30 protein-coding genes are annotated in these 26,469 nt (G+C 48.7%); all 30 read right to left on the bottom strand.

Annotated elements, in window-relative coordinates; translation table 11 throughout:
* Window positions 1–3: 3 nt before the first annotated feature.
* Window positions 4–858, bottom strand: a complete 855-nt coding sequence (locus ABEW34_RS06985) for a menaquinone biosynthesis protein (protein ID WP_430156388.1) — start codon at window positions 856–858, stop codon at window positions 4–6.
* Window positions 848–1,474: a UbiX family flavin prenyltransferase gene (locus ABEW34_RS06990; RefSeq protein ID WP_430156391.1), complete on the bottom strand. Its 627-nt coding sequence runs from the start codon at window positions 1,472–1,474 to the stop codon at window positions 848–850. Before ABEW34_RS06990 ends, ABEW34_RS06985 begins: the two co-directional genes overlap by 11 nt.
* Window positions 1,468–2,343, bottom strand: coding sequence for a UbiA-like polyprenyltransferase (locus ABEW34_RS06995; protein WP_430156394.1), 876 nt, complete (start codon window positions 2,341–2,343; stop codon window positions 1,468–1,470). Before ABEW34_RS06995 ends, ABEW34_RS06990 begins: the two co-directional genes overlap by 7 nt.
* Window positions 2,340–3,056: a demethylmenaquinone methyltransferase gene (locus tag ABEW34_RS07000; protein WP_430156397.1), complete on the bottom strand. Its 717-nt coding sequence runs from the start codon at window positions 3,054–3,056 to the stop codon at window positions 2,340–2,342. Before ABEW34_RS07000 ends, ABEW34_RS06995 begins: the two co-directional genes overlap by 4 nt.
* A 10-nt stretch (window positions 3,057–3,066) precedes the next feature.
* Window positions 3,067–3,936, bottom strand: coding sequence for a heptaprenyl diphosphate synthase component 1 (locus ABEW34_RS07005; protein ID WP_430156399.1), 870 nt, complete (start codon window positions 3,934–3,936; stop codon window positions 3,067–3,069).
* Between the two features lie 142 nt (window positions 3,937–4,078).
* Complete coding sequence (locus ABEW34_RS07010) at window positions 4,079–4,702, bottom strand: hypothetical protein (RefSeq protein ID WP_430156402.1); 624 nt, start codon at window positions 4,700–4,702, stop codon at window positions 4,079–4,081.
* Between the two features lie 297 nt (window positions 4,703–4,999).
* Window positions 5,000–5,221 carry a trp RNA-binding attenuation protein MtrB gene (gene mtrB / locus ABEW34_RS07015; protein ID WP_046232031.1) on the bottom strand — a complete coding sequence of 74 codons (222 nt, stop codon included), beginning with the start codon at window positions 5,219–5,221 and terminating at the stop codon, window positions 5,000–5,002.
* Window positions 5,222–5,448: 227 nt separating this feature from the next.
* Window positions 5,449–5,760 (bottom strand): HU family DNA-binding protein, encoded by a 312-nt coding sequence (locus ABEW34_RS07020; protein ID WP_074904845.1) that lies wholly within the window; start codon window positions 5,758–5,760, stop codon window positions 5,449–5,451.
* 147 nt (window positions 5,761–5,907) lie between these two features.
* Window positions 5,908–6,894 carry an ABC transporter permease gene (locus ABEW34_RS07025; protein ID WP_430156405.1) on the bottom strand — a complete coding sequence of 329 codons (987 nt, stop codon included), beginning with the start codon at window positions 6,892–6,894 and terminating at the stop codon, window positions 5,908–5,910.
* Window positions 6,894–8,408 (bottom strand): sugar ABC transporter ATP-binding protein, encoded by a 1,515-nt coding sequence (locus ABEW34_RS07030; protein ID WP_430156408.1) that lies wholly within the window; start codon window positions 8,406–8,408, stop codon window positions 6,894–6,896. The genes ABEW34_RS07025 and ABEW34_RS07030 overlap by 1 nt, the downstream gene beginning before the upstream one ends.
* 49 nt (window positions 8,409–8,457) lie before the next feature.
* Window positions 8,458–9,582, bottom strand: coding sequence for a sugar ABC transporter substrate-binding protein (locus ABEW34_RS07035; protein ID WP_430156411.1), 1,125 nt, complete (start codon window positions 9,580–9,582; stop codon window positions 8,458–8,460).
* A gap of 282 nt (window positions 9,583–9,864) precedes the next feature.
* A complete protein-coding gene (gene spoIVA / locus ABEW34_RS07040; RefSeq protein WP_430156414.1) occupies window positions 9,865–11,343 on the bottom strand; it encodes a stage IV sporulation protein A in 1,479 nt (492 codons plus the stop codon).
* Between the two features lie 245 nt (window positions 11,344–11,588).
* A complete protein-coding gene (locus ABEW34_RS07045; protein ID WP_430156597.1) occupies window positions 11,589–12,704 on the bottom strand; it encodes a Ger(x)C family spore germination protein in 1,116 nt (371 codons plus the stop codon).
* Window positions 12,677–13,747 (bottom strand): GerAB/ArcD/ProY family transporter, encoded by a 1,071-nt coding sequence (locus ABEW34_RS07050; RefSeq protein WP_430156417.1) that lies wholly within the window; start codon window positions 13,745–13,747, stop codon window positions 12,677–12,679. Before ABEW34_RS07050 ends, ABEW34_RS07045 begins: the two co-directional genes overlap by 28 nt.
* Window positions 13,740–15,086 (bottom strand): spore germination protein, encoded by a 1,347-nt coding sequence (locus ABEW34_RS07055; protein WP_430156419.1) that lies wholly within the window; start codon window positions 15,084–15,086, stop codon window positions 13,740–13,742. The genes ABEW34_RS07050 and ABEW34_RS07055 overlap by 8 nt, the downstream gene beginning before the upstream one ends.
* A 178-nt stretch (window positions 15,087–15,264) precedes the next feature.
* On the bottom strand, window positions 15,265–16,026 hold the full coding sequence (locus ABEW34_RS07060; protein WP_430156421.1) for a hypothetical protein: 762 nt from the start codon (window positions 16,024–16,026) through the stop codon (window positions 15,265–15,267).
* Window positions 16,027–16,054: 28 nt separating this feature from the next.
* Window positions 16,055–16,399 (bottom strand): 2Fe-2S iron-sulfur cluster-binding protein, encoded by a 345-nt coding sequence (locus ABEW34_RS07065; RefSeq protein ID WP_430156423.1) that lies wholly within the window; start codon window positions 16,397–16,399, stop codon window positions 16,055–16,057.
* Window positions 16,396–17,013, bottom strand: a complete 618-nt coding sequence (locus ABEW34_RS07070; RefSeq protein WP_430156425.1) for a hypothetical protein — start codon at window positions 17,011–17,013, stop codon at window positions 16,396–16,398. Before ABEW34_RS07070 ends, ABEW34_RS07065 begins: the two co-directional genes overlap by 4 nt.
* 99 nt (window positions 17,014–17,112) lie before the next feature.
* A complete protein-coding gene (locus ABEW34_RS07075; protein ID WP_430156428.1) occupies window positions 17,113–17,409 on the bottom strand; it encodes a 2Fe-2S iron-sulfur cluster-binding protein in 297 nt (98 codons plus the stop codon).
* Between the two features lie 60 nt (window positions 17,410–17,469).
* Window positions 17,470–17,649: a DUF2768 family protein gene (locus ABEW34_RS07080; RefSeq protein ID WP_430156430.1), complete on the bottom strand. Its 180-nt coding sequence runs from the start codon at window positions 17,647–17,649 to the stop codon at window positions 17,470–17,472.
* Between the two features lie 149 nt (window positions 17,650–17,798).
* Window positions 17,799–18,074, bottom strand: a complete 276-nt coding sequence (locus ABEW34_RS07085; protein ID WP_430156433.1) for a stage VI sporulation protein F — start codon at window positions 18,072–18,074, stop codon at window positions 17,799–17,801.
* A gap of 96 nt (window positions 18,075–18,170) precedes the next feature.
* Window positions 18,171–19,205, bottom strand: coding sequence for an NAD(P)H-dependent glycerol-3-phosphate dehydrogenase (locus ABEW34_RS07090; protein WP_430156436.1), 1,035 nt, complete (start codon window positions 19,203–19,205; stop codon window positions 18,171–18,173).
* Between the two features lie 7 nt (window positions 19,206–19,212).
* Window positions 19,213–19,821: a glycerol-3-phosphate 1-O-acyltransferase PlsY gene (gene plsY / locus ABEW34_RS07095; RefSeq protein ID WP_430156438.1), complete on the bottom strand. Its 609-nt coding sequence runs from the start codon at window positions 19,819–19,821 to the stop codon at window positions 19,213–19,215.
* Between the two features lie 12 nt (window positions 19,822–19,833).
* Complete coding sequence (der, locus tag ABEW34_RS07100) at window positions 19,834–21,156, bottom strand: ribosome biogenesis GTPase Der (RefSeq protein ID WP_056028842.1); 1,323 nt, start codon at window positions 21,154–21,156, stop codon at window positions 19,834–19,836.
* A gap of 78 nt (window positions 21,157–21,234) precedes the next feature.
* Window positions 21,235–21,414: a capping complex subunit for YIEGIA gene (locus ABEW34_RS07105; protein WP_056028844.1), complete on the bottom strand. Its 180-nt coding sequence runs from the start codon at window positions 21,412–21,414 to the stop codon at window positions 21,235–21,237.
* Between the two features lie 2 nt (window positions 21,415–21,416).
* Entirely contained in the window at window positions 21,417–22,322 is a 906-nt protein-coding gene (locus tag ABEW34_RS07110; RefSeq protein WP_430156441.1) for a YIEGIA family protein, read from the bottom strand.
* Window positions 22,319–22,951: a YphA family membrane protein gene (locus ABEW34_RS07115; protein ID WP_430156444.1), complete on the bottom strand. Its 633-nt coding sequence runs from the start codon at window positions 22,949–22,951 to the stop codon at window positions 22,319–22,321. The genes ABEW34_RS07110 and ABEW34_RS07115 overlap by 4 nt, the downstream gene beginning before the upstream one ends.
* Window positions 22,952–23,055: 104 nt before the next feature.
* On the bottom strand, window positions 23,056–24,420 hold the full coding sequence (locus tag ABEW34_RS07120; RefSeq protein WP_430156447.1) for an SMI1/KNR4 family protein: 1,365 nt from the start codon (window positions 24,418–24,420) through the stop codon (window positions 23,056–23,058).
* Between the two features lie 130 nt (window positions 24,421–24,550).
* On the bottom strand, window positions 24,551–25,780 hold the full coding sequence (gene rpsA, locus ABEW34_RS07125; protein ID WP_056028850.1) for a 30S ribosomal protein S1: 1,230 nt from the start codon (window positions 25,778–25,780) through the stop codon (window positions 24,551–24,553).
* 107 nt (window positions 25,781–25,887) lie between these two features.
* Window positions 25,888–26,466, bottom strand: a complete 579-nt coding sequence (locus ABEW34_RS07130; protein WP_430156450.1) for a lysophospholipid acyltransferase family protein — start codon at window positions 26,464–26,466, stop codon at window positions 25,888–25,890.
* Window positions 26,467–26,469: the final 3 nt, after the last annotated feature.

A 26,469-nucleotide genomic window follows, 5' to 3' on the forward strand; every position in this document is an offset into this window, starting at 1 on the left:
CACCTATTCGGCAGAATTGTCTTCGTAGAACGCCAGCTGAACCTCATGGTCCAGCAGACCTAATTGTGTCGCATAACGGAAATACAGCGCCAGTCCCTCGCGCAGCTTCTGTCCGAAATCATATTGCAGACATGTAAAATAGTCCAGCCAATACGCGCGTTCGCCGCCAAGCTCCTCACAAGCCTTGTCCACAAGCGTTGACAAGTCGGCAAGATTGTGGTGCTTAGTTGCAAGCATCGCCTGATGGAGATCATGAATTTCCTGAGGAAAGGCAACTGCCGCCTCCTTATGTACCGCCACAACCGCAAAGGTCATGCCAAGGCCCGTCCAGCGATGCCATAGCTCGCCAAGATCGATGATTTGCAGCTCTTCACTTCTCCAAGAGGCATGAATAGCTGGGTCGCCAATAATAAGCGCCCCATCCGCGATCTCAAGCATCTGATCAAGCACCGGCTCAGCAGGAATATATTCCGCATCAAGATCGTAATAAAGCTTCATAAGGATTTTGAGCAAATTGACGGAAGTGGCAGAAGCGGTTGTAACCGCAATTCGTTGTGGACGCACTCGCTCAATCGGCTGCTTAAGGAACAGCAGGACCGAATTAACCCGGCCCTCCGATCCTACGCATAGCTCAGGGAGCAGCAAGTAGTCTCTGCTGTTTAAGCCGTAAGCATAGGATGAGACGGCCGAAGCCTGAAGCTCGCCTTCGCGCAGCTTGCGGTTCAGCTCTGCCGGAATGCGAGAGCACAGCCCCAGCTCAGAAGCATCAAGACGCTGATCAAGGCCAACAAAGAGCGGCCATGCATTCGCGTAATCAATTTCTCCAATCATTAGGGGCAAGCTGTCTTTAGTCAGCATCAGGCCCATCCCCCCATCTTGTAAACAAAGCATGCTCAATTCCCATGCAGTCTAATAATTTGCCAACCAGAAAATCAATCATGTCATCCATCGATTGCGGCTTATAATAAAAGGCCGGCATAGCTGGAACAATCGTTACGCCCATTTTTGCAAGCTTCAGCATGTTTTCCAAATGAATCGCATGCAGCGGTGTTTCCCGAGGGAGCAGCAGCAGCTTGCGTCCTTCCTTCAGCATTACGTCCGCTGCCCTGGACAGCAAATCATCGGATATGCCGTGAGCGATGGATGCGAGCGTCCCCATAGAACATGGCGCAACGACCATTCCCTGTACCCGGAAAGAGCCGCTGGCAATGCTTGCCCCAATATCTGAATTCGGATGCAAAACAAGCCGCTTCGCCTGTACTGCCTCTGCAAAATGCAGCTCGACAGCAGCTTGTCTGCGGCTCGTCATCCAGCCCAGCTCTTCCTTAAGCACTCGCCAGCCAGCCTCAGTCACAACGAGATGGACGTCAAAGCCCGTTCTAAGCAGTTCCTCTGCCAGCCGAATGCCGTAGATGGAGCCGCTTGCTCCGGTGATGCCAACAACCCATCTGCCAGCCGTCCCGCCCCCTACCATTTGTGCAATACCATCAAGTCAACAATGGCAAACAAAAACAGAACGACGCTTAATGTGCCATTCATTCCGAAAAAAGAAAGCTGAACGCGGGAAAGATCGTTTGGGCGCACCAGCCAGTGCTGATAGAACAGCATAACGATGGCAAGCAGTGTTCCAAGCAAGTAAACCCAGCTCAAATTTGTCAAAGTAAATAGCGTGATAAAACCGACTGCCGTTACCATATGGAAACTGCGGGCAATCCACAGCGCCTTTGCTACGCCAAACCGGGCAGGAATGGAGTTTAAGCCTTCCTTGCGGTCAAACTCGTAATCCTGCGTTGCATAGACGATATCGAAACCGGCAATCCACAGCGCAATCGTCCCATAGAAAACCCATGCTGCCGCGTTAAAACCGCCCGTAACGGCTACCCAGCCGCCAAGCGGCGACAGCCCGATCGTCAAACCGAGAAAAACATGGCACAACCAAGTGAAACGTTTCGTATAAGAGTAGAGCACCAGTAATACGACAGCAATTGGAAGCAGCTTCATCGCAAGCGGAGCCAGATTAGCCGCAGCAATGAACAACAGGACGAAGGATACAATCGTAAACAAAAGCACCTCCGCTGACTTCAGCAAGCCTGCCGGAATGGCGCGGTTGCTTGTGCGGGGGTTGCGCAGGTCGATCGCCGCATCAATGAGTCGATTGAGGCACATCGCTGCGCTTCGCGCCCCAACCATTGCGAGTGTAACCCAGCCGATTTCCGCCCAAGAAGGAAGACGCTGCTCCATAACAACAGCGCCCAGAATCGCTCCCATAAAGGCGAAGGGAAGCGCAAATATCGTATGCTCAAATTTGATCATTTCAAGAATAATGCGTATTTTGCGAATCATGTTGGCTTCTTCTCCTTTATGCCTATATGCAGCGCAGCAATGCCTCCAGTCAGCGGGTAGCCTTTTACCTGCTTGAGCCCTGCTTCTTCAAACAATGCGGACAGCTGCTTTAGGTCAGGAAAAAGCTTTAATGAGTCCGGCAGCCATTTGTATTCTTGGAATCGCTTGGCTACCAGCTTGCCGATCATTGGCAAAATCCGTTCAAAATATAAATAATATAAGGCCTTGAATGGCTGCCAGCCCGGCTTTGAAAGCTCCAGGCATACGACCTGTCCACCCGGCTTCACAACGCGGTGCATTTCCTTAAGCACCTGCAAATAATCAGGTACGTTGCGCAGACCGAAGCCAATCGTTACATAATCAAACGAATTATCCTCATAGGGCAATTGCATCGCGTTGCCCTGAACGAGCGTAATTTGCTTGTCGAGTGACAGTTGCTTCACTTTCTCGTGGCCGACATTCAGCATATTCTGACTGAAATCAAGTCCGCTAATTGCCCCGCTCTCACTGGCCTGGGCTAGCGATATCGTCCAGTCACAGGTGCCGCAGCACAAGTCAAGCGCAGTCTGGCCACGCTGTACATTCATTTTGCGCATGGTGAACTTCCGCCATGCCTTATGACGCCGAAAGCTTAGCAGGTCATTCATTAAATCATATTTGGGAGCAATGTTTTCAAATACAGCATGTACATGCCCCTTGGAGTTTGCATCCATTTGTCTAAGGTCACCTCGTCTCGTTGAGAGCGGGAGTAAATCCCGTAATCTTGTAAAGCACGGCATCCGTAATGTGCTGCAGCTCCTGAACCAGCTTGTCTGATTCCAGCTTGGCCGCAATCATCTGGACATCTTCCACAGCCTGCTGCAGCAGCGCAGCAAGCTTGGCATGAATATCATATTTGTTAAAAAGATCGCTAATGAAACCAGCCTCAATCTGCTGACCTTCCAGCATTTGTTGCTCTTCCAACGTACCTGCCTGCAGGATATGCCAGTAAGCCCAGCTCTGGTGAAAACGAGCAGGCACCTTGCTGCGCGCAAGCTCCTCCAGAACAACCTCGCAGCGGCTTAAAGCATGGAGCAGCTCCGTCCAATAAAGGGCCGCTGCACCTTCCAGCAAATCCTGAAAGGCAAGAAACAATCCACTTTTCAGCTGCACCATGCTGCTCAAATAATCGTCATCCTGCATGACAGCCTGCTGCATACGCAAGTAAAGGTTTATTTTCAGCCCATTGACTTCGCATACCGCCTGGCTGATCTTGGCTATCATTGCTATTTCTCCTGCTTGTGCGAGCAGTTGATAGAATCGGCCGCTGAAATAATCGCCGGCCAGCACCTTGAGCTGCCTTGAACGCATTTCGCGCTCCGAGCGGCTTCCATCCTCAACATCAATTTCATCATGCGTATCCAGCCCTAGCTGCAATAAAGACAGCACGAGCGCAAATAGCTCGGCCTTCTCGGCATAGGTGCGGGTTTCGCTAAGGAATGCTTGAAGCAGATGCAGACGCGAATCGGGAAAAGCAGGAAGCTTCGTATGGTTTTGAATCATGTCATAATCGACGTACTTCTTCGCTAATTGTGGTACACGATACGGTTTCATGGGGTAAGCCTCCGAACAGAGAAGCAGATATTGCCGCTCAATAATCTAAACTATTATAGCACAACTTTATGTAAGACGCATATGAAGCTGCCCACAGGATTGGCATTTTTTCAAGCAGAAAGGCGGAGCAGGCCATTAACCTTTACTCCGCAGCAGGTCTAGTAGAATAAGTAGGCACCGGCCCATACCATTTCGTCCACTCCGATGTGCTGCTCATGCGCAGCCTCTCCCGCCATATTTCATCATGCAGCGGATCAGCGCTGCCCAGCTCCCCAAGGCTTGCAAGCCAGCTGTCTGTGCGCCGAATATCCGCCGCAAGCAGCAGCCGAGATTTCACTGAGCTGTCTGCAAGCTCAGTTTGCCCATCTCTTTCTTTGCTGGCATTGCTCGGCAAAGCGGCCTTATCTGCTGGCACAGCGTAGCGGATCAGTACCCGGTTCACATTTTCCATCTTCACAAAAGAAAGCCGCAGCAATTGCTCTACATCGCGAGTCCATTCGACTGGCAGCCCTCTTGCTGCATTCACTTTAAACTCCACCGTAAGCAGTGAATTCTCCCACTCCACCCGTAAAATAGGCGTAGCCAGCTGCAAGCCAATCAGCAGATCAACAAGATTGCTGTTCGTCAGCCTTGTTGCAGCAGATGGACGAAATACAGCCACTTCCGTGCCCGACTCGGATTTTCGCATATCTCGCAGAAGGGAAAGTCCCGCCATTACAACAAGCACAAAAACCAGCGACAGCAAATAAGGCCGAGCCATACGCAATATTACCGCCCCTTTCGAGCGTAAACGGCTTTGCCATCTTAATGGCAAATGCTCGTTTCGCGGAGATATAAGCATTATGATGAGTGACACGCCTCATTCATCCTTATATTTCGAGCGTAAACGGCTTTGCCATCTTAATGGCAAAAGCTCGTTTACGCTTTTTATACCAAGTGTGTACGCACGAATATGTCCTCATACCCATTGTACAAACATTTGGTCCCGCCTATGCCTGGAGCGGCTGTTTCCGCCATAAAAAAACTCCCGCCCTGCATCGAGGCAGAAGGGAGCGGCAGGTCGCTATTGGTCGGTCTCTATTTGGCCATGCTTCGTCATGATGACCGCTTTTCCCCGCACCTTAATGGCTGAAGTATGGTCCGTGAACTGCACGATCAGCACTTCGTTGCGATCCAGCTTTTCGGTGTGATGAAACTTCGTATCTTGTCCGCGGGTCAGCCCGATGACCTGCACCCCTTGGTCCTTCGCCTTAATGACGATAAAATCGCTGTTTGTCGGCTCCATTTTCCATCCCCCTTGTCGTTCCTCTCTGATAGACAGGTCGTTTATAAGTGTCACACTTATAAACGCTTATCTACAAGCGTAAACGGCTGAAGCCGTCCTCTGGCGGCAAAGCTGCCGTTTCGCAAGTGAAATATAAGCCCTTTATAAGAATGATACTTATACATGCTTATATTTTTAAAAAGCGCCCGAACGCTAACGTCCGGACGCCGATTTAACGAATGCTGCTGTTAGTTGGATACGAGATCCTTAAGCGATTTGCCTGGCTTGAAAGCCGGGATTTTGCTAGCCGGAATATCAATTTCCAAACCGGTTTGCGGATTGCGTCCTTTACGAGCTTGACGCTCGCGAACCTCGAAGTTGCCAAAGCCAACAAGTTGGACTTTGTCGCCGCCTTGAAGCGCATCAGAAATGGCATCAAATACAGCATCAACTGCTTTAGTCGCATCTTTCTTGGACAGATCGGATAATTCAGCAACCTTGTTGATCAAATCCGTTTTATTCATTCGTTTCACCTCCCTATTAGGCAAATGAAGAGTCATCTTATCCCTCTTATTAACGGAATTACCTAAAAATATACATGCCATAGTTTTCTATGCATTTACCAAACCTATAGTAATACAGCCGTTTAGCAATTTCAAGTATTTCAGCGTGTTTCCGCATTTTTTCACGATTCTCATTAAAATCGGCTAGCTATTTCGGCGTTTGTTCAAATGAATGAACGTAACGGCGAGCGCCAAAACGAGCACGACACCTTTAATAATATCATTGGAATAATACTGCACCTTCATCATCGTCAAACCGTTCAATAGCACCCCGATCAGCAGCGCGCCAAAAAAAGTGCCGATTACATTCGGCTTGCCCGCGCCAAACACGGAATAGCCTACAAATACGGCCGCTACGGCCTCCATCATCATAGGCGCTCCAGCGTCAATTTGCCCCGTTCCAACACGTGCGGCGAACAATACCCCGCCAATCGCAGCGAAGACCCCTGAAGCCACATAGGCGGCTGTACGAATGCGGCGAACGCGGATGCCGGACAAGCGGGCTGCTTCTTCGTTGCCGCCAGTCGTTTGCATTTGACGTCCCCATTTGCTGTACTTGAAAAACAGATGAACGACTATAACAGCAATGACCATCAGAATAACAGGTACCGGAATTTGCCCGATTTTGCCTTGGCCCAGCCACAGGAAGGAGCTGTTGAAAACGCCAGGCGCAGTCGAACCATCAGGCATTGGCATATTGTTGTAAATCGAGTAGCCCTTCGTATACGTTTTGTGAATGCCGGCTACAATGTACATCACGGCAAGCGTAGCGAGCAGATCCGGAATTCGGATGCGTACGATGAGCAGCGCGTTAAGCAGCCCTACCAAGGCGCCAATCGCGATTGCCACAATCAGTACAACAATAAGCGGCTGCTGAAACCACACCATCATAGCGGCGGTTACAACCGTTGTCAGCGACACCGTCGAGCCAACCGACAAGTCAAAGCCGTCTACCGTCAGCGAAAAGGTTACGCCAATCGCAACAAAGGTCACGATGGAAATCGAACGCAAAATATCAGAAAGATTGGCATAAGTGAAAAAATGCTCATCCCATAATGAGAAAAATAAAATGACAATGGCAATAACGATGAGCGAGCCATATTTAAATAAAAAGCTTGAAAACTTCTCCATTACACCGTTTCATCCTTTCCACCGCTGGCATACAGCATCAGCTTCTCCTGCGTCGCTTCACCGCGTCCAAATTGCTTGACGAGCTTCCCGTCGCACATGACCATAATCCGGTCGGCAATACCGATCGCTTCGGCAAATTCACAGGTCAAATATACAATTGCTTTTCCTTGGGTTGCGAGCGTACCGATTATTTTGAAAATATCGCTTTTGGCGCCAATGTCAACGCCCTTAGTTGGCTCATCAAACAAATACACGCTTGCCCCGGTGGGCAGCCATTTGCCAATGGACACCTTTTGCTGGTTTCCACCGCTCAGATGTGCGACCTTTTGCTCCGGTGAGGAGGTTTTGACCCCAAGCCGCCCAATTACAGCTTCAGCATTATTCGTCTCACGCTTCGCTGACAAAAACCCGAGCTTGGACAAAGCGTTCAAAATCGGCAAGCTGAGATTGTTTTTAACCGATTCCTCTACCAAAATCCCCTGCTTGCGGCGTTCCTCCGGCACAAGCACAAGCCCGCCTTTAAAAGCATCTGCTGGTGAAGCCAAATTGACGTCCTGTCCATTTACGCTTACCGTACCGCCGTCCGCTTTGTCTGCACCGAACAGCAGCCGGGAAAGCTCTGTTTTCCCCGCTCCTACAAGGCCGACTATCGCGACGATTTCACCGCTATTCACATCAAAGCTGACATCTTTAACCTGGTGGCCCCGATGAATGCCGGTTACGTTTAGGAGCGGCTTCCCAATTGCTGCCTCCAGCTTCGGATATTCCTCCTCGAACACACGTCCGAGCATGGCATGGACGACGTCCTGCATCGTCATAGACGCAGCCGCCTCTGTCACCATTCTCTCTCCATCACGCATAACGGTTATACGATCGCAAATTTGGAATACTTCCGGCAATCGGTGAGAGATAAATACGATGCCGATTCCTTCTCCCTTAAGCTGGGCGATAACACGGAATAACCGCTCCGCTTCTTCCAAACTCAAGGGGGCGGTCGGTTCATCAAAAATGACATATTTGGCTTTCTCGGTGAGCAAGCGCGCAATTAATACGAGCTGTTTCTCCGCAAGCGTCAGCTCTCCAGCCTTCTTTCGAACGGGAATACGCGCACCTAAACGAGCCAGAGTTTCCTCTGCCTCCTTCTCCAGCTTGCCCCAGTTCAGCCACGCCTTGCTTCCTTTTGCCGAAATGCGATCCAGCATGACATTCTCCACTACGCTTAGCTGTGCAACCAGTGCGGTATCAACCTCCTGATAAACACAATGGATGCCTAATGACTTGGCATCCCCTGGCGAACTGATATGAACTTGCTGTCCATCAATTACAATGGTTCCTTCATCCTGGCTGTAGGCCCCTGATAAAATTTTCATCAGCGTGCTTTTGCCCGCGCCATTGGCGCCAAGCAGCGCATGGACCTCACCGCTTTGCAAGATAAAATCAACATTCCGGAGAGCGGGAATGCCGGAAAAAGCTTTCCGGATTCCCTTCATTTGCAATTGTTTGTTTGCACTCATCGTTTGCATCTCTCCATCCCTGCATGTGCCTATTGCTTAGGGCAAGCCCTTATTTCAATGCTTCCAAATCTTTCATCCAATCCTCATAACCTTGCGAACTGCTTCCCCAGCCTTCTACATGCTCGGAAAGTTGTGTAGTGCTGACTTTCTCTTCTGGCAACGCATCACGGTGAACGTATACCGGCTCCAGAACGACTAAAGGCTCATTTGCATCGCCTTTGAATTCTTTGTACAAAATACGAACTTGAACGCGGCCGATATCTTTAGGATCAACAGCCGCCGAAGCGACCCAAGGGCTCGTTTTGTCTTGAATCATTTGCAGATCCTCATCGCTCATGTCGATGCCGTATACTTTAATTTCTGTACGGCCAGCCTGCTGAATGGCACGGGAAGCGCCTTTAGCGAACTCATCCCAAGCCGCCCATACCGCTGTAATATCGCCTTTGTTCGGGTATTGGCGCAAAATGGCTTCCATCTGCGATTGTGTATCAAGCGCCGGGTTGTTGGCATTACCGAAAGCAGCAATTTCTTTAATGTCAGGATATTTCTCTTGGAACTGCTTGTAGGCCACTTGACGGCGCTCCATTGGCGCAAAGCCTGCTACCCATACTTTAACGATATTGCCTTTGCTGCCAGCATCTTTAGCGAGCTGCTCAAGCGTAATTTCAGCCATTTTCTGGTCATCCTGCTGCAATACAGGCACACCATCCACTTTCACGTCTGCATCGAATACGACGACAGAAATGACTTGCTCTTTCGCTCTTTTAATTCCCGCTTCGAGCGCCGCAGCTTGTCCATGGTCAATCAAAATGCCGTCAAAGCCTTGGTTGATTGCTGCATCAAGGTTTGAGGACATTTTCGCCAGGTCATTGTCGGATGCGAAAACCGTTACTTCTCCGCCAAATTTTTGGGCTTGCTCTTTCACCCCTTCTACGTATTGGGACGAAAAGGTTCCTGTATTAAATTGCATAACGAGCGCAAGTTTTTTACCTTTTAAAGCTGCCAAATCGCTGCTTCCGCCAGCTGCATTATCTGCTGTAGCTTCAGCTGATGCTGTCGGCGAGGACGATGCTTCCCCTGCAGGCGCATTGTTTTTTGCCGCTCCGCAAGCCGATATTACAATCAGTACCGCAGCTAAAAAAATTGTTAATGAAAGCTTTCCCCATTGTTTCATGTTCTTTCCCTCTCCCCATCTCATGTCTCTACCATCATCAGTATATTGCTTCCTTGCAATCATATCACTTTATCCCACTATGTCAATCGGAATTTAGTATATTGTCGAAAAAATCGTTTGACGCGACAATTGTCATTATAGTAACGCTTTTCAAAAATTGCAACCTCATTTTAATAGCTGCAACAGCCCCGAGCACAATCCGCCGCAAATGCAAAACAGCCGCTGCTTGAAAGCCCGTTAGGCCTTTCAAGCAGCGGCTGTTTTCAACTATATCAGAATGCGTTACAAAATAATGGCGATCAGGCCGCCGGAGCCTTCGTTAATAATTCGGCCCAGCGTTTCCTGAAGCTTGTAACGCGCGTTGTCCGGCATCATCGCAATTTTTCCCTGAATGCCTTCTCTTACGAGCGAATGCAGCGACCGGCCAAAAATATCGGACTCCCAAATTTTGATTGGATCGCTCTCGAAATCCTGCATCAAATATCGTACGAGCTCTTCGGTCTGCTTCTCCGAGCCTATAATCGGCGCAAATTCCGATTCCACATCGACGCGGATCATATGGATAGATGGAGCTGTTGCTTTCAGCCTTACGCCGAATCTTGAGCCTTGGCGAATGAGCTCCGGCTCCTCGAGCGCCATCTCTGCAAGCGTCGGAGCTGCAATGCCGTAGCCCGTCGCCTTGACCATTTCCAGCGCTTCAGCGAATCGATCATATTCCCGCTTCGCATGGGAAAATTCCTGCATTAGCTGTAGCAAATGATCTTTGCCGCGAATTTCTACGCCGACCACTTCCATTAAAATCCGGTCATACAGCTCATCCGGCGCATACAGGTCGATCTCAGCTACGCCCTGCCCCATGTTCATGCCGCTGAGTCCCGCCCGGGCGATAAAGTCGTAATCCATAAACTGCGCTACTACCCGGTCCACATCCCGCAAACGGCGAATATCCTTCACCGTATCGCGGACCGAATTTTCATAGTTGCTGCGCAGCCAGTGATTTTCATTAAGTACCATTACCCAGCTTGGCAGATTCACATTGACTTCATGAACAGGGAACTCGTAAAGCACTTCGCGCAGCACCGAAATAACTTCCTCTTCCCCCATCGTTGCTACGCTGAGTGTAATGACCGGAATATCATATTTCGTTTGAAGCTCGGAGCGCAGCTGCAGCGCTTCCTCACTGCGTGGACGCGTCGAGTTAATAATCAGTACAAACGGCTTGCCTACTTCCTTCAGCTCGCTGATGACCCGCTCCTCGGCCTCTACATAGGAGCTGCGCGGGATTTCTGCGATCGAACCATCAGTCGTCACGACTACGCCTAATGTAGAATGCTCCTGGATGACTTTGCGCGTGCCGATTTCCGCTGCTTCCTGGAAAGGAATCGGATCATCGAACCACGGCGTTGTAATCATCCGCGGCCCATTTTCATCCTCATAGCCTTTCGCGCCTTCCACCGCATAGCCGACGCAATCGACCAGCCGCATATTTACTTCGAGCCCTTCGGCTACTTTCAATTGCACCGCTTGGTTTGGCACAAATTTCGGCTCGGTTGTCATGATGGTTTTGCCCGCGGCGCTTTGCGGCAGCTCGTCTACGGCTCGTATACGATCAGCCTCACTCGTAATGTTAGGGAGCACCACCGTTTCCATGAACCGCTTGATGAACGTTGATTTGCCCGTACGGACAGCCCCTACAACACCGAGGTAAATATCCCCACCAGTACGTTCGGCTATGTCCTTGAAAATGTCTACTTTCTCCACTGAATATCCCCTCCCAATTGATTTCCCGGTTCGCCGCCTTCCACCGGACAAGAGGGCAGGCCAGCGACGCAACTCGTACAGCTTTTAGGACTAGTAATATCCTATTGTTCCAGCTCTCCAATTATGACGATTGTTATGAAATCTTTTAAAGCTTAAGTCACGCTCTTGCCCTTCCAAGATTGAGTTATATGAGAAATGCAGCTGCAGTATGCCAATACAGCAAAAAATCCTCTCCCACAAAAGCTCTATTTTAACAAGCGTCCTTGATTCAAATGGGCAGGTTCGTTTTCTTTAAAATAGATTTCGTTCAGAACGTTGATGCGAACGTTTATCTTTTGCTCCAGCTTCAAAAACCAATTGGATTTCCATTCCTTTAAATTCTCCTCTGTCAATTGGGGACGAAAGATCAGCCCGATACCCAATACATCCGATTTAAGGAAATGGATCTTTTTCACCGTTTCCTCAAATCGCCGACTTAACTGTTCCAGCATCTCTTTCTCAATTAATGCATTGGCTTTTCCCTCAGGACTTTCCAAGACAACTACATTGAGAAGAACATCCGTCTGGATGGATGGCCCTTTCTCCGACCATTTTGTGTGATGCTTGATTTCGGCATTTTCAATGAGAACGCTTGTGTTTTGGGCTACCTCAATCGTTCCCCCGGTATACTTTCCTTTGAATAAATTGAACAATAAAGTCTCGTCTTCATTCAGCGTTCCTACCATGCGGTCCTCCCGCATCACGGCCGTACCTTTAAAGGTGAACAAGGTTTTATCGCCGTTTTTGAGCATGGGGACAGCCATGTCTTCAGAATAAGATTTTTGGCCTTGATAGGCTTCCCATATTCTGACGATGGATTGATTGGGGGTCCATCCGGCTTCTTCACTAAAAAAATCATAGGAAGAAATTTCGGGTGTCGGCGAGATTTGATGATAGAGCGTCTTTTCGAAATTGCCGTCAACGATGCCCACCAAGCCTTTGATCGAGATGTCATTCGCTCTGACGGCAAAATTGATAATGTTTCCAATGCCCTGCTGGGCGATCTCCCTATCGATCAGCAGCAATCTAAGATGCACCAATTCGATGCTCTTTTCGGAGTCGGTACGGATCAAATCGATTGCTTTGCTGATAGATTTCGCTTCCTTGTCTAAAATTTGGGTTTTACCCAGCGCATTCGGTATTTGGAGAATGACCCGGTATTTTTCGCTTTTGCCTTTTCCGACTCCCATTACGACTGGCAGGTACTGCTTATTAATATCCTTCGTGTCCCAACACCCGGCAAGCAGGATGCTCATACATAGGGCTAAAGTCATTGTTCGGATGATGCGGACATTCATGTGATTACCTTCTTTCGCTGCCATAGCGCTGCAAGAAATACGACGACCGGGAAACCGATAATGCTGTACAGGCAAAAGTAAGAATTCAAATATAGATAAAAATTCATAGCGTCCATATCCGGTATCCGCAGGGACGACAGATACAGGATGGCGCATAAACTCGGCAGAATCCACATTCGATTTATATTAGGCAGAAATAGTTGATGAAGCAGCGAAACAAGCATCCAGAGTAAAACGGAAAACTGTACGATCCCCAGCACACTTGAAGAAACGACATAAAAGCTGGGCAGCCAATCAAATACGACCCATTCCAGATCAATCGTATCCGAGGCCATGAGCATAGGGTATTGAAAATTAACAGCCGTCTCCCGGCCGAATACGAGCAGTGGAATATAGACCGATGCCATAGCGAACACAAAAAGGATAGCGACCAGCGTCGCCATTTTTCCAAAACGTATCGTCTTTTTTGAGGGAATCATGCCAAGGAATAAAAATCCGGACAAAATAGAAAGGCTTACATAGAAATCCGAATGAGAGATAAACGAAAAATGGCTATCCCAAACCGGAAAGATATAGTTAACTCTAAAATTTTGGAGACTGATCAGCATGGAGAAGATGAGGAACGGCATTAACAGAAAAAACAAGGCAGCGCTTGCCCGGATGATTGCAGCAAGGCCCTTCCATGCTCCGTAAAAGCAGATAACGACAAATATAGCCGATGTTGCTGCTGCAGGCGTTCTCTGAAGCAATACGGCTTTAATTTCAATGGTCTGGTAGTACAAAAGCAAAGCAAGCTGACATAAAAGAAAAAACATTAACGGCAGAACAACGAGCCACGTTCCCCATTTGCCCAGAGCATCACTGCAGATCTCGACCACTGTTCTTCCCGGGAACAGTGACATGCCCTTAAGGTAAAGCCACAGAATCAGCAGCTCTGCCAAAAAGACAACCGCTATGGGCAGCCAATGCCCTTTTGAAGTAGCCGCTATCATTCGTTCAGGGAATATGGCAAATAACGATGCGAGATGGAGCAGAAGAAACAGGGTAAGGATCGGGGTTCTATTCATCCGGAGACTTTCCTTTCACGCTTAAGCTTAAATAGGGAACCGAGCATGTATTCATAGAGGCAAAATAAACTATAATCCAAATGATTGATACCTCCAGCCCCCATATGCCGAAGCAGGAACTGACGAACACGACAACATACTTGTACATACGTATGCCAATTGTATTCATGTATCCTGCAAGTACAAAATTAGCGATAGCTGAGGCTACCAAAATAATGATTAACAGATTGCTGACAAGTTTGGCCTGGACAATCGCTTGCCCCAAAAGAATGCCGCCAATCATTGTAAAGGTTGGGCCAATGTTTTTGGGAAGGCGAATTGCGGCTTCGATAATCATCTCCAGAAGCAGCATAACCAGTAACACTTCGATCAAGGTAGGATAAGGAACGCCCTCCCTGCTCTTGGCTACCGTTATGGCTAATTGGATTCGCAATAGTTCCGGGTTCACGGAATTAAGCACGACATACATACCTGGAAGCGTAGTGGCCAAAATCGCGCCTCCCGCCCGGATGATGCGTAAAAACACTTGAAACAGGTACGGGTAATTGAGATCAAGCGTGGTGGACCAAAGATCCGTGATAATGGCCGGGAAAGCGAATGCAAACGCAAATTGGTCGATTAGGATAACGACTTTTCCGTTTTTCAGATTTTGTACCATTTCTCCTGGGAGCTCGGAAGAGATATAGGTTGGTGTAATCGCAAATTTGGGATGACCCAGAATTTGAAGCAGATCTCGAACCGTAGTAAGCTCCCTATCTTTATTTTGTTCCAGCTTTTCCCGGATAGATTGGATGACTTTTGTTTGGGCAACCCCCTCCAGATAGAGCACAGCAAGTCTCTTCGTGGATTGGCTGCCTGTATACCGGGTCTCAATTACCAATTGGTCGGAAACCATTTTTTTTCGCAGCAAACCGATGTTTATATTAATGTCCTCTGTAAAGGCATCGAATGCTGACTGCAGGGGGTTCTCGCTCTCAGGAGAGGAAACCGGTCGAAAAATATCGGACCGCTCCTGTTCAATGACAGCGACCGACCCTTCCATGCTCAACAATATGATCCCCCCCTGCAGCAGAGCGCTCAACCAATCGCCCGATAGCATGATGGAATCTTCTTCAATGGGCCTGAACATATTCATTAGGGACTCGTTGTCACGCCCTGTTACCGACTCCTTTATGGCAGACAACGTCGCAGGAAAATTGACTAAGGTTTCAAAAAAATAAGCTTCGAATTTCTCAGTGCCGATCACCACATTTTTGCAGGTAAAATCAGAGTTTTTCTCTAAACGGCCACTCAGTTGTTTTTTCAAAGCATTAAGGTTTTGTTCATTGATTCGCTGCAAATTTTACCACCTCTTGAGAAGTAGTATGTCGTTAAGAAAAAACTTTATTCAACACGGCGATTAGGCGAATATACGATCCCTCCACCAAATAAAAAAAGCATCTGCTCATGCTATATCGTTGCAAGTCTTAGCCAACAGATATAGCACTAGCAGATGCATATTAACTAAAAAAGTCGATTTAAGATGCAGCAGCCTGCGGCTGCCCGTCTACCCAAATATAGACGGGAGACTTTACGGGCACAAACACATCCCGCTCGACCAACAACCGGCGCAGATCGAAATCGGCGGCGAAGGACGTTTCGCCATCCTTCTGGATCGCCTGCATAAGATCAGGTCCATAATCCGCATAAATCTGGCCTTTCTCGTCCAGCATGGCCGCCATCGTCAAGCCTGAGTAGCTGCTGACAATCGTAGGCGCTTTTTTGCAAAGCACATTGTAATCCACATAATAAAAGCCCGGGTAAACCTCGTCGCCCTTCGGCAGCTTGCCTGCATTAGCAGTGGAATAAGCCTGCACCCAGCTCGAAATATCGTTAATCTGCTGATAAATGCGCAAATCCATCAGTCGAACTTTAGGATCTGTTTCTTCATCCGTAATTAAAAAATAATAATTGCCGCCCTTCTCAAACGCCGCGGACGGAATGTCACCCAAATACCCTTTTCCTTGCAGCGAAACGAAATCAAGGATGAACTTCTCATATAGCGGCGTTTCAGACGTGCTATTCTTAATGGGCAGTACACCCGTATCTGCCTTATACTCATCAATAGCAGCCTGTACATTACGGACCGCCTCTTTCGGAGCGCCTTGATTTTGTGATAGGCGATCATTCGGATACATGCATCCGGTTAACACTAACAGCACGGCGGCAGCTGCCAGCAGCGCTGCCCTCCGCCCCCATAGCCCGTGGCTAACGGGATGCGCAAGCACAAAATTAAACATTATAACGCTTCCCCCTGTCTCTCCAGACTTACCAAAGCTTATCATCTTCCTCGGCTTGTCTCGCCAGCTGCCTTAATACCGCTGCGCGAAGCGGGTCCATCGGAATTACGGCCTGCACCTTGCCCTTCACGCGCGCCTGGCAAGACAGCCGTATGCCGTCTTCCATGCCTGCAAGCTTGCGCCGTTCCACTTCACCGATCGGCATCAGCTCGCTGCCTGGCTTTACTTCCATTTTGCACATAAAGCAGGCGGCATTGCCATCACAGCGTGTTCTTACGACAATACCCGCTTGTCTTGCAGCGTCCAGCAGCTTTGTGCCAGGGCGCACCTTAATGGTTTTGCCAGAAGGCAAAAACGTCACCTCGGCGCTCATATCAGCTGCCCTACCCGCTGCTCCGCAATCCAGCGGCGCACTTCAGCTTTCAGCGCTGCGCTGAGCTGATTGCGGCTTTCCAGCTGCTCAAGCGCTGGTTTATGGCGGACTTCATCCTCGCAATACGCTTCAATAATCAGCTCATAACGATCTGGACGATCACGAAGCACATTAAACCATAACTCATGAGCCAGCGGCACAACAGACACGGTCGCAGCGGGTGCAGAGCCGCCTCTGCCAACCTTTATCTGCTCTGCGTAAGGCAGCAGCAGCGAACGCACCTGCGTCTCATAGCAGCTGTCATGTGCTCGCACAACAAATCCGCCTACAAGCTCAACGGGTACACCGTCAATGACATAGTGGCTTAGCCTGGAACGGTAGATACCCGTTTCATCCAATACAGGCATATCTGTGGAAAAAGGCTGCAGCAAGGCATGAAGACGATCGACGTCAGCCTCATCGGTGTATAAATCCAAGTCTCTAGGTTCGCTGGTCAGCGCCATGCCTCTCAGCATAAGCCCTGCGCTGCCCCCAACGATCCAAGAAGCACCGATTCCGGCTGTCAGCTGGGCAATGGAGGTTAGCGCTTGCTCGATTTGTCCTCTAATGCTCATCACTTGCACTTCCTTCATCAAAAATAATGGCGGCAAAGCTGCCGGTTCGCGGTGAAATATAGGCTGATTATAAGGGTAAAACTTATAAATGCTTATATTTTAAAAATAAGGCTTGTTAACCGCTTTAATGGTCACATCAACCGATTTTACAATCGCCTGACAAGCAAGGCGATAGCCTTCTTCAAACTCTTCCGGGTCCATGCGGTCCCATTCCTGATCCGTTATCCCTTCAAGCCCGCTAGCCCCTTCGATTACTTGACAGCGACAACGGGCGCAGGTGCCCCGCGTGCAAGAGAATGCAAAATCCACATTATGCTTCATGGCCAAATCCAGCAGCGACAGCCCGTCTTCCGCTTCTACAATCGCCGTTATCGTTCTCCCCGTAAGCTCAATCATAAACGCAATCGTCCCCTTCTCTATCTGGATGTATGTATGCCCCTCGTACTTGTATAACCGTTAAATAATGGATATGACTCCGCAAATAAAACCAATGATCAGCAAAACAAAAGCAATCAGCGATAAAATAAATTTGACGATCCCCTTCGTCTTGATTCGAGCAAATGTAATGATAACCGCCGAAATGGCCATTAAACCGATGCCGATCAGCGAAACCCACATTTTCATCATAGCATCCATAGTCGACTTCTCCCACTCTTCACCAATGTAATAAATGCAACCCATATTATATCATTGACTGCAAAAAAGGACAAAAGGCGCAAAATTGCCGCAGCGAGATCGCTCCGCTGCAGCAAAGCTTTGCGCTTTTGCCCAATTATAAGGATTTGTTACTTCTTGATCATCATTTTGATAAGCGATTCCATACTGTTCATATTCATGCCGGTCGCCTTAACGGCTTTGACAATATCGTTTATGGTCGATTCCGCCACAGGCACCTTCGCCATCTCTGCCACTTGCTTGATCAGCTTGCGAAGTTCGGCTTCGTTCTGCATCGTCGAATCCGTTACTCCGCTGGCCAACTTCTTGACCGAGTTTTCAGAAATATTTTTGCCTGTTTTTTTATTAATAGCGCCGAGCACGTCTTTTGAAATATTTTTCCCCATGCTTTTACCTCCCATCGCAATCGCATCAGCTTGTTAAGCTTCAGCTCCGATGGGATATCATATGAACAGGGCAATCGTTTGGTGTAGGCGCCTGTCTTAGCCGATGCTTTCAATCTCATGGGTTTTTAGCCGGCCCATCAGATGCTCAACCGCTGCCTTTGCCGAAAATTCCTCGAACAGCACCTTGTACAGTTGTGCAGTAATCGGCATTTCAACCTCATAGCGCTTGGCCAGCTCAAACGCGGCACGCGTCGTACGCACGCCTTCGACGACCATGCCCATATTTGTGAGCACCTCGGCGAGCGGCGTGCCATCCGCCAGCATATGCCCCGCACGCCAGTTGCGGCTGTGCTGGCTCGTGCAAGTAACAACTAGATCGCCAACACCGGCAAGCCCAGCGAAGGTGAGCGGATTGGCGCCCATGGCCGCGCCAAGGCGTCCAATCTCTGCAAGCCCGCGCGTTAGTAGCGCCGCCTTGGCATTATCGCCGAAGCCGAGCCCGTCTGATAAGCCAGCGCCGAGCGCGATAATATTTTTGATCGCGCCAGCTACTTCGACGCCCACGACATCGGGATTCGTATAAACGCGAAAATCGGAGGTCATGAAAGCATCCTGTGCTTGCTCGGCTGCTTTCATGTCTGCCGAAGCGACAACAACGGTTGTCGGCTGGCGTTTAATGACTTCCTCCGCATGGCTCGGGCCAGACAGCACGACAATTTGCTCAGGCGCACGGCCTAGCTCTTCGGAAAGCACCGTCGTCATCCGCTTAAGCGTATCGGCTTCAAACCCTTTCGTTGCATGCACGCAAAGCGTCTCGGCTGCAAGAAAAGGAGCGGCCTGCTTCGCCACTTCCCGCATAGCACCGGATGGAGCAACGAATAGGGCAAGCTCCGCTCCGCTGAGTGCTTCCTGCAAGTCGGTCGTTGCCTTAAGCCCTTCCGGAAGCGTTACGCCTGGCAAATATTTAGCATTCATGCGGCTTTCATTGATGCCGCTAGCCTGCTCCGCATTACGCGTCCACAACAGCACCTCATAGCCGTTGCGAGCCAGAACGGAAGCAAGCGCTGTTCCCCAGCTTCCCGCTACAAGCACCGCAGCGCGGCGCGCTTGTTCGGTCTTTGCTTTTGCCATATTGGACTCACATTCCTTTCTTTGCGCCAAGCTTGTTCTCCGTTCCCTTAAACAGCTTCACAATATTCGCCTTGTGACGAACAAACGCGAAAACGCATAATACAAGGCTCGCGCAAAGCAGCGGCAAAGAGTAAGTAAGCAAAGCAATAAAGATCGGCGTCAATGCTGCAAACAGCAAGGAACCAAGTGATACGAAGCGCGTAATCGCAATAGCAAGTATAGCGACGATACCCGCAAGCAGCGCTGGCAAGAAAGCAAGCGTTGCAATGACACCAACGGTTGTCGCGATGCCTTTGCCGCCTTTAAAACGAAACCAAATGGGCCAGTTATGGCCAATAATGGCTGCCAGGCCACATAAAGCAGGCGTCCAGCTTGCCGCATCGCCTCCGCTGAGCCACTCTCCCAACAGTACAGCTACTACCCCTTTTGCAATATCCAGCAAAAAGACCGTAATACCCGGCCCTTTACCAAGCACACGAATCGTATTCGTCGCCCCGGCATTGCCGCTGCCATGCTCGCGAATGTCAATGCCTTTCAGCCATTTCGCGATGACGATGCTGAATGAAACGGAACCTAATAAATAACTGATAATAACTGCAATGGCTGAGTACAGCACGCCTCTTCTCCCCTAATCCTCGTCTGACTTGCGACGTGTAAATAACCGTAGCGGCGTGCCTTCAAAATTAAACGCTGCCCGTATTTTATTTTCTAAATAACGCTCATATGAGAAATGCATCATCTCTGGCTCGTTGACGAAAATGACAATCGTCGGCGGTTTTGTCGCCACTTGAGTCACATAGTTGATTTTCAGGCGTTTGCCTTTGTCCGTCGGCGGCGGGTTGTAAGCAACCGCATCTCCAACAATATCATTCAGCAAATGCGTCTGAATACGCAAAGCATGCTGCTCGGAAACGTGATTGACGACTGGCAGCAGCTTATGCAGACGGGACTTCGTAAGCGCAGATAAATAAACGATCGGCGCATACGACATAAACAGGAAGTGGTCGCGAATCGTCTGGGAGAATGCTTGCATCGTTTTCTCGTCCTTCTCGACGACATCCCATTTATTAACGACAAAAATAGACGCTTTGCCTGCTTCATGCGCATAGCCTGCAATATGCTTGTCCTGCTCGATAATGCCTTCCTCACCATTTATCAGGATGAGGGCAACGTCAGCGCGTTCAATCGCTTTCATCGCACGCATAACGCTATATTTTTCCGTGGATTCGTACACCTTGCCGCGCTTGCGCATACCAGCCGTGTCGATTAGCACGTACTTCTGTCCATCGCGCTCGAAAGGCGTATCAATAGCGTCGCGAGTTGTACCTGCTACATTGCTGACGATCACGCGTTCTTCGCCAAGCAGTGCATTTACAAGCGAGGATTTGCCTACGTTTGGACGTCCAATTAAGGCAACGCGAATAACATCTTCCTCATATTCAACATCTTCAATTTCTGGCAGCTTCGATACGGCAGCATCCAGCAAATCGCCAATGCCCATACCGTGGGAACCAGAAATAGCAATCGGTTCGCCAAAGCCCAATCCATAAAACTCATAAACCTCGTCCATACGTCCCGCATTGTCCACCTTGTTAATAGCGAGTACGATAGGCTTGCGGGAGCGAAACAGCATTTGTCCCACTTCTTCATCCGAATGGGTGAGGCCCGCTTTCGCATCTGCCATAAAAATAATGACATCTGCCTCTTCAATTGCCAGCTCGGCTTGCATCCGAACCGATTTCATAATTTCATCTTCACCATCAATTTCAATGCCGCCTGTATCTACAATATTAAAGGCTATGCCATTCCATTCTCCGGTGCCGTACAGCCGATCCCTCGTAACCCCCGGCTTATCTTCTACAATTGCCAGCCTGTCGCCGACTATCCGATTAAATATGGTAGACTTACCCACATTCGGGCGCCCGACGATGGCGATAACAGGTCTTGCCATAGTTATCGATTCACTCCTTCAGTAATTCTCACGCTTACCATCATAGCAAAAAACAGCCGCCTTGGCTAACTTTTCATGTTAAAGGTGATTAACGAGGATTATGACGCCATTTTTTAGATTATGGGCATTGGCATTCAAAATCTTCTCCAGTAGAAAAGCGGTTTGTTCCAGCTCCTGTTCATTGTCTGCAAAAAAGATTGGTGCCCCGCCTCCTGCGACATCCCGGTTGCTTGAAACGACTGCAACAATATTCGCCATTTTCAGCCCTCCTGCTTATTGACTTTCGCTTCTGTAGGCATGCGCACAGCCGATTCGAGTATCGGAACACGTCCGATCACCTTCAGCGCCTTGCTCTTGTCCTTGTCCTGCGGAAGCATAAACACGGCAAGCCTTCCGTCCTTCATATCGAGCTTGGCCATTGGAATTAAGGCCGGTTCTCCGTCGTCCCGATATACCCCCAGCATCGTAGCCAAATCGTACAAAATCGCTTGGCGCTGGCCCAAATTACCAATGGTAACCTTGCTGTTCGCGTTGAGAGGCGTCAATATAAAGCCCATTCCGCGCTCGCGAATGATATCCTGATTTGACTTAAGCCCCACATTCATAATATAAATGTCGCCAACGAGCAGATCTGGCCCATCCATACGCACTTCCGCTGTTTCCGCCGAAATAATATGGGACAGCGTTTTGCCCGAACGAAAATGATGGACGATCAGCAGCGATAGGCCTCCTGCCAGCAGGCCGACCCAGAGATTGACCATTACCGCAAAAAGGCTGGTAAGCAGCGAGGACATGATTACGAGGTAATTGCGCCCTTCAAATACCATAGCGATGCCCTCGATATAAGTCGCTCCGCGACTGACCAGCTCCAAGCTGTCGATTTTCGTCAGCGTCTCGCGCTCCATTTTTCTGACATCCCGAAATTGCTGTGCTGCTAGTGATAAAAAGGTAATAGCCGTATAGTCTTTACTATATAGCGCAGGAACAGCCACTGCACCGAGTGCCGCCGCAATAACGCCTAGCGAAATATGGATAATTCGGCCGTGAGGATAAGTCGGATATTGGCGATAATCGGTTTTTAGCATCAGCAGCCTCGCAATAATACCGAATGCCATTCCAAGCAAAACGCCAAGCAAATGCTTATTCGCAATTAAATAATGGCTCATTTCGGGGAACTCCCTCCTTTATTTCTCCAGCCCGCTTCCGCTACCTTGCTGTAAGAAGCTCTGAGCAACTGGAAAGCTATACTGATGAGCCTCGCACAGACAAAAGCGAGCCAAAAGCTGTCCCACCAAGCCAAGGAGCCAATGCGAGCCATGTAAGTGCCACTTGTTAAAAGCCCGTTCCCCAATTCCGCCATAGCAGCCGCCAGCAGCAAAATACCAAATTGATGACCCGGCTTCACTGAAAACGCAGCTACGAGCAAACCGCCGAGCAGCCCTCCATCCCAAGCAGGGTCAAGCCAAAAAAACACCGGATCAAGTCTGTATAGCCTTTGGATGGCACCTAAAATAATACCGGTCAAGAAAGCACACAACAGCAGATAACGCCTCGATTCTCCGTCCACCCTTCTGCTAAACGACCAGCAAACAGCGACTCCCACAATCATTATGCTCGCATAAATCTCAACGGCCGTCCCATAAATGGTTACATGATAATGAAACGGCTGGGCAAATAGACATAAAACGGCAACAATCAGCTTTGAGCGTCCTGCTCCGACATATTCCGCCCAGCCAGTCGTCATTAATATGAATGCCATAATCATAATCCAGAACGACAAATATCCTTCGTTCACAGCCAAATCACCCCACGTGAAGCTATTATGCGCCAAAAAAAAGAGGCTATTCCTCATTATGAAACATAAGGAACAGCCTCTTCTTCACCTTATTTATGGACTCCTTACAAATGTTTGCCTAATAATGCTCTTACCTGTACCAAAGAGGATGGCAGCACCTTATCCATTTGCTTCTTGGATTTGATCTGAAACTCCTCCAGTCTCCGAAGCACGTTGGAGCGAATATAATCTTTGTCTGTCTGGTACTGCTCCAGCAAACGCTCATAAATAGGCAAAAGCGCGGGATCTATTATCCCTGTCAGTGCCTGTAGAGCAATAAGCTTTACTCGTACTTCTGAATCGTCAAGCCTTTGGATAAGTTCGCTTGCATACATCGCTTTTTTGCTAGATTGGCCTGCCTGGTAAACAGCATGAATTCGAATTTCCACATCCGGAAAAGTGAAAAAAGGCAGCAGCATGGGCAGCATTTCAACCCCCGTCGCATGAAGAATGTAGCAGATGAACCGAAACGTTTCAGCATCTTCCACCGCTTGCAGTATGCTTATGAGCTCTTCATTAAATTGCTGATCTCCTTTGGGCATATACCAGTGAATGGCCTGGATGGCACGCAATCGATTTTCAGCGCTGCTGCTGTTTAATTCCTCGCGAATGAGCCTCTCGGCCTCGGTAAAATTTTTCTTGGCCAAGATTTGCAGACATAATTGGCTTATTTCATTTGAAGAGCTTTCATATTGCGAGATCAGAAAAACAATCGTCTCCGCAGAAATATTTTTCAGCTTGAACATTCCGTTTAATGCCTCAAGCTTTATAGACTCCTCTGTTGTAGATTGATAGAGCTCGGTGAGTTCCCGTTCATCTCCACCACGCCGCATACCGAACCAGCTGGTTTCATAGCCAGCAATGATTTCATCGAGCCAACGCTCGTACCAGTCCAGAAAATTTGCTTCAAAGGTAACGAATGGTTTTTGGTAATCGAGATCGATATAAACGACCTTCCCGCGATGCTCGCCTGTTATCATTAACATCGTCTCATACGTGCAGCCCTGCTCCCCAATGTTCAGCAAGCCTTGAAAAGCTTTCGCCCGCTCTTCTTCATACTGCTCGTCACTTATACCGCCATCATCATGCAGCGCAGGAAAGTCGGCTTTCCATTGCTCTTTAGTCCATTCAGGTCGTATAGAAGAAGGTTTATCCATTCGCTCAAGCTCAATGGACTGTTTTTCCCCTAAAGGGTGAATGCCATAATAAGGCCCCGCTCCTCCGTTGCCAATATTCGTCAAAAAAGCGGCATATTCCGCAGGCAAAACAATGCCGTATTTTTGCTCAAATTCGCGGAGTTCCTCTAGTCCAAGCGGTTCATGCAAACGATAATGATGACTGTCCGCACCAAATAGCTGTTGGTCTGTATCCGCCTTAGCTGCGTCCTTTAGCTTCCGCCTTATACGCTCTAATTGAATATGTATCGTCATTTTATTCCACCTTTTTGAGAAGGCTTCCATACTATAACCTGAAATGATAAAATGCAAAAGGCCAAGCTGCTGCTTGGCCTTTTGAGCGAACACCTATACGTCAATGCTCGCTGTAAAACGCAATAACGTATTATTTCAATTTATTCAGTTTGTCGCCGAAGCGCTCAGCCAGTGAGTAGCTCATGCTTTGGCTGTTCAAGCTAACATTTGGATTGTTCAGTTCCTCTTGTTTAGGAGCGCGCTCGCGTTGTTGTCTTTCTGGCTTTTGCGGTTGCTCAGGAGCTTCTTCTGTTTCCTTGATGCTCAGGCTAACGCGTTTTTCAGCAGGGTTGAAGTCAAGAACTTTCGCTTGAACTTCTTGCCCTTCTTGCAATACCTCGAAAGGAGTCGCAATATGACGGTGAGCGATTTGGGAAATGTGGACCAAACCTTCAACGCCTGGAGCAATTTCAACGAATGCGCCGAAAGTAACGAGGCGACGAACTGTACCTGTTACAATATCGCCAATGTTGAATTGGCTTCCAGCTGTTTCCCAAGGGCCTGGTTGAGCCGCTTTCATGCTCAGGCTGATTTTACCAGCAGCAGGATCAACTTTAAGGACTTTAACCGTTACCGCTTGACCTTCAGCTACTACATCCTTAGGATGAGCAACGTGCTGCCATGAAAGCTCGGAAACGTGAACAAGACCGTCAACGCCGCCGATATCAATGAATGCACCAAATGGTGTCAAACGTTGAACTGTACCTTCAAGCTGTTGGCCTGGTTCAAGAGCCGCGATTAACTTCTGTTTGTTGCCTTCGAATTCTGCATCCAATACTTCTTTCGCAGACAAGATAACTTTTCCGTTTTCTTGGTCGATTTCTTTCACTTTTACGCGAAGCGTGCGGCCTTTGTAGTCGCTGAAATCTTCTACAAAATGACGCTCAACCATCGAAGCTGGAATAAAGCCGCGCACGCCAACATCAGCGACAAGGCCGCCTTTTACAACGTCAGCTACGACAACCTCAAATACTTCGCCGCTCTCGAAACGAGCTTGAAGCGAATCCCAAGCGCGCTCGCCATCTACGCTTTTCTTGGAAAGAACAAGCTTTTCTTTCTCGTCATCAATGCTGATAACTTTAAGCTCAACCTCTTGGCCTACTTGTACGGCATCGTTTGCATTATCCAATTGAACTGCGGACAGCTCGCGAATCGGGATAACACCGTCATATTTATATCCAAGGCTTACATAAGCTTGGTTATCTTCGATTTTGACGATCGAACCTTTAACTGTATCCCCTTTTTTCAAGGATACGAAATTATCCATAGCCTCTTGATTTTCCGCTACTGCGGACTCTTGCACATTGGTTTCTTCTGACATTGAAATAACCTCCTCAATTCATCCAACAACTTTTCAACTTACAAATTTATTTAAATCCGCCAACGTTCTAATAGTAAAACATTAAGCAGCATTTAAAACAGCTATGTTTATTTGTTCGCTGCAATAAGGGCGCGAACATCCTTCATAATCGTATCCGTCAGACGGTCCAGCTTATCCGGTGAGGAATCATCAATAAATGCGGTAAGATCAACCGGCTTGCCATAATAGACCGTTACTTTGCGAAACAAGGAATAATTACCCACAATTGCCACAGGAATAACAACCGCATTGCTTCGAAGCGCAATCATTGCGGCTCCCTTCTTCGCTTCCCCGCCTTGATTGCGGCGAGAGCCCTCCGGGAAAATGCCCATTACATTGCCTTCCTTCAGCAGGGTGATCGCTGATTTGATCGCCTCTTTGCTCACGCCTCCGCGCTTAACCGGAAAAGCTCCAAATGCCCGAATGAGCGGTCCGAAAACCGGAACTTTAAACAATTCCGCTTTCGCCATATAATGGACTTTCCGTGGAACTTTGACTCCGACCGTAGGCGGGTCAAAGTTGCTGACGTGATTGGCGCATAAGATGACCGGCCCGTCAGCAGGTATATTCTCAAGCCCTTTGGCTTCAAGACGGAATAGGCATATATAAAGCACGCGGAGAAGAAATCGGAACAACAGGTATAACATAGT

This window comes from Paenibacillus algorifonticola (assembly GCF_050481745.1).
Classification (GTDB): domain Bacteria; phylum Bacillota; class Bacilli; order Paenibacillales; family Paenibacillaceae; genus Pristimantibacillus; species Pristimantibacillus algorifonticola_A.

Bases quoted from the DNA above. Each gene is read 5' to 3' on its own strand.
- ABEW34_RS06985 (WP_430156388.1), bottom strand. From the start codon at position 858: ATGCTGACTAAAGACAGCTTGCCCCTAATGATTGGAGAAATTGATTAC.
- ABEW34_RS06990 (WP_430156391.1), bottom strand. From the start codon at position 1,474: ATGGTAGGGGGCGGGACGGCTGGCAGATGGGTTGTTGGCATCACCGGA.
- ABEW34_RS06995 (WP_430156394.1), bottom strand. From the start codon at position 2,343: ATGATTCGCAAAATACGCATTATTCTTGAAATGATCAAATTTGAGCAT.
- ABEW34_RS07000 (WP_430156397.1), bottom strand. From the start codon at position 3,056: ATGGATGCAAACTCCAAGGGGCATGTACATGCTGTATTTGAAAACATT.
- ABEW34_RS07005 (WP_430156399.1), bottom strand. From the start codon at position 3,936: ATGAAACCGTATCGTGTACCACAATTAGCGAAGAAGTACGTCGATTAT.
- mtrB (WP_046232031.1), bottom strand. From the start codon at position 5,221: ATGGAGCCGACAAACAGCGATTTTATCGTCATTAAGGCGAAGGACCAA.
- ABEW34_RS07020 (WP_074904845.1), bottom strand. From the start codon at position 5,760: ATGACTCTTCATTTGCCTAATAGGGAGGTGAAACGAATGAATAAAACG.
- ABEW34_RS07025 (WP_430156405.1), bottom strand. From the start codon at position 6,894: ATGGAGAAGTTTTCAAGCTTTTTATTTAAATATGGCTCGCTCATCGTT.
- ABEW34_RS07030 (WP_430156408.1), bottom strand. From the start codon at position 8,408: ATGAGTGCAAACAAACAATTGCAAATGAAGGGAATCCGGAAAGCTTTT.
- ABEW34_RS07035 (WP_430156411.1), bottom strand. From the start codon at position 9,582: ATGAAACAATGGGGAAAGCTTTCATTAACAATTTTTTTAGCTGCGGTA.
- ABEW34_RS07045 (WP_430156597.1), bottom strand. From the start codon at position 12,704: ATGGCAGCGAAAGAAGGTAATCACATGAATGTCCGCATCATCCGAACA.
- ABEW34_RS07050 (WP_430156417.1), bottom strand. From the start codon at position 13,747: ATGAATAGAACCCCGATCCTTACCCTGTTTCTTCTGCTCCATCTCGCA.
- ABEW34_RS07060 (WP_430156421.1), bottom strand. From the start codon at position 16,026: ATGTTTAATTTTGTGCTTGCGCATCCCGTTAGCCACGGGCTATGGGGG.
- ABEW34_RS07065 (WP_430156423.1), bottom strand. From the start codon at position 16,399: ATGAGCGCCGAGGTGACGTTTTTGCCTTCTGGCAAAACCATTAAGGTG.
- ABEW34_RS07070 (WP_430156425.1), bottom strand. From the start codon at position 17,013: ATGAGCATTAGAGGACAAATCGAGCAAGCGCTAACCTCCATTGCCCAG.
- ABEW34_RS07075 (WP_430156428.1), bottom strand. From the start codon at position 17,409: ATGATTGAGCTTACGGGGAGAACGATAACGGCGATTGTAGAAGCGGAA.
- ABEW34_RS07080 (WP_430156430.1), bottom strand. From the start codon at position 17,649: ATGGATGCTATGATGAAAATGTGGGTTTCGCTGATCGGCATCGGTTTA.
- ABEW34_RS07085 (WP_430156433.1), bottom strand. From the start codon at position 18,074: ATGGGGAAAAATATTTCAAAAGACGTGCTCGGCGCTATTAATAAAAAA.
- ABEW34_RS07090 (WP_430156436.1), bottom strand. From the start codon at position 19,205: ATGGCAAAAGCAAAGACCGAACAAGCGCGCCGCGCTGCGGTGCTTGTA.
- der (WP_056028842.1), bottom strand. From the start codon at position 21,156: ATGGCAAGACCTGTTATCGCCATCGTCGGGCGCCCGAATGTGGGTAAG.
- ABEW34_RS07105 (WP_056028844.1), bottom strand. From the start codon at position 21,414: ATGGCGAATATTGTTGCAGTCGTTTCAAGCAACCGGGATGTCGCAGGA.
- ABEW34_RS07110 (WP_430156441.1), bottom strand. From the start codon at position 22,322: ATGAGCCATTATTTAATTGCGAATAAGCATTTGCTTGGCGTTTTGCTT.
- ABEW34_RS07120 (WP_430156447.1), bottom strand. From the start codon at position 24,420: ATGACGATACATATTCAATTAGAGCGTATAAGGCGGAAGCTAAAGGAC.
- rpsA (WP_056028850.1), bottom strand. From the start codon at position 25,780: ATGTCAGAAGAAACCAATGTGCAAGAGTCCGCAGTAGCGGAAAATCAA.
- ABEW34_RS07130 (WP_430156450.1), bottom strand. From the start codon at position 26,466: ATGTTATACCTGTTGTTCCGATTTCTTCTCCGCGTGCTTTATATATGC.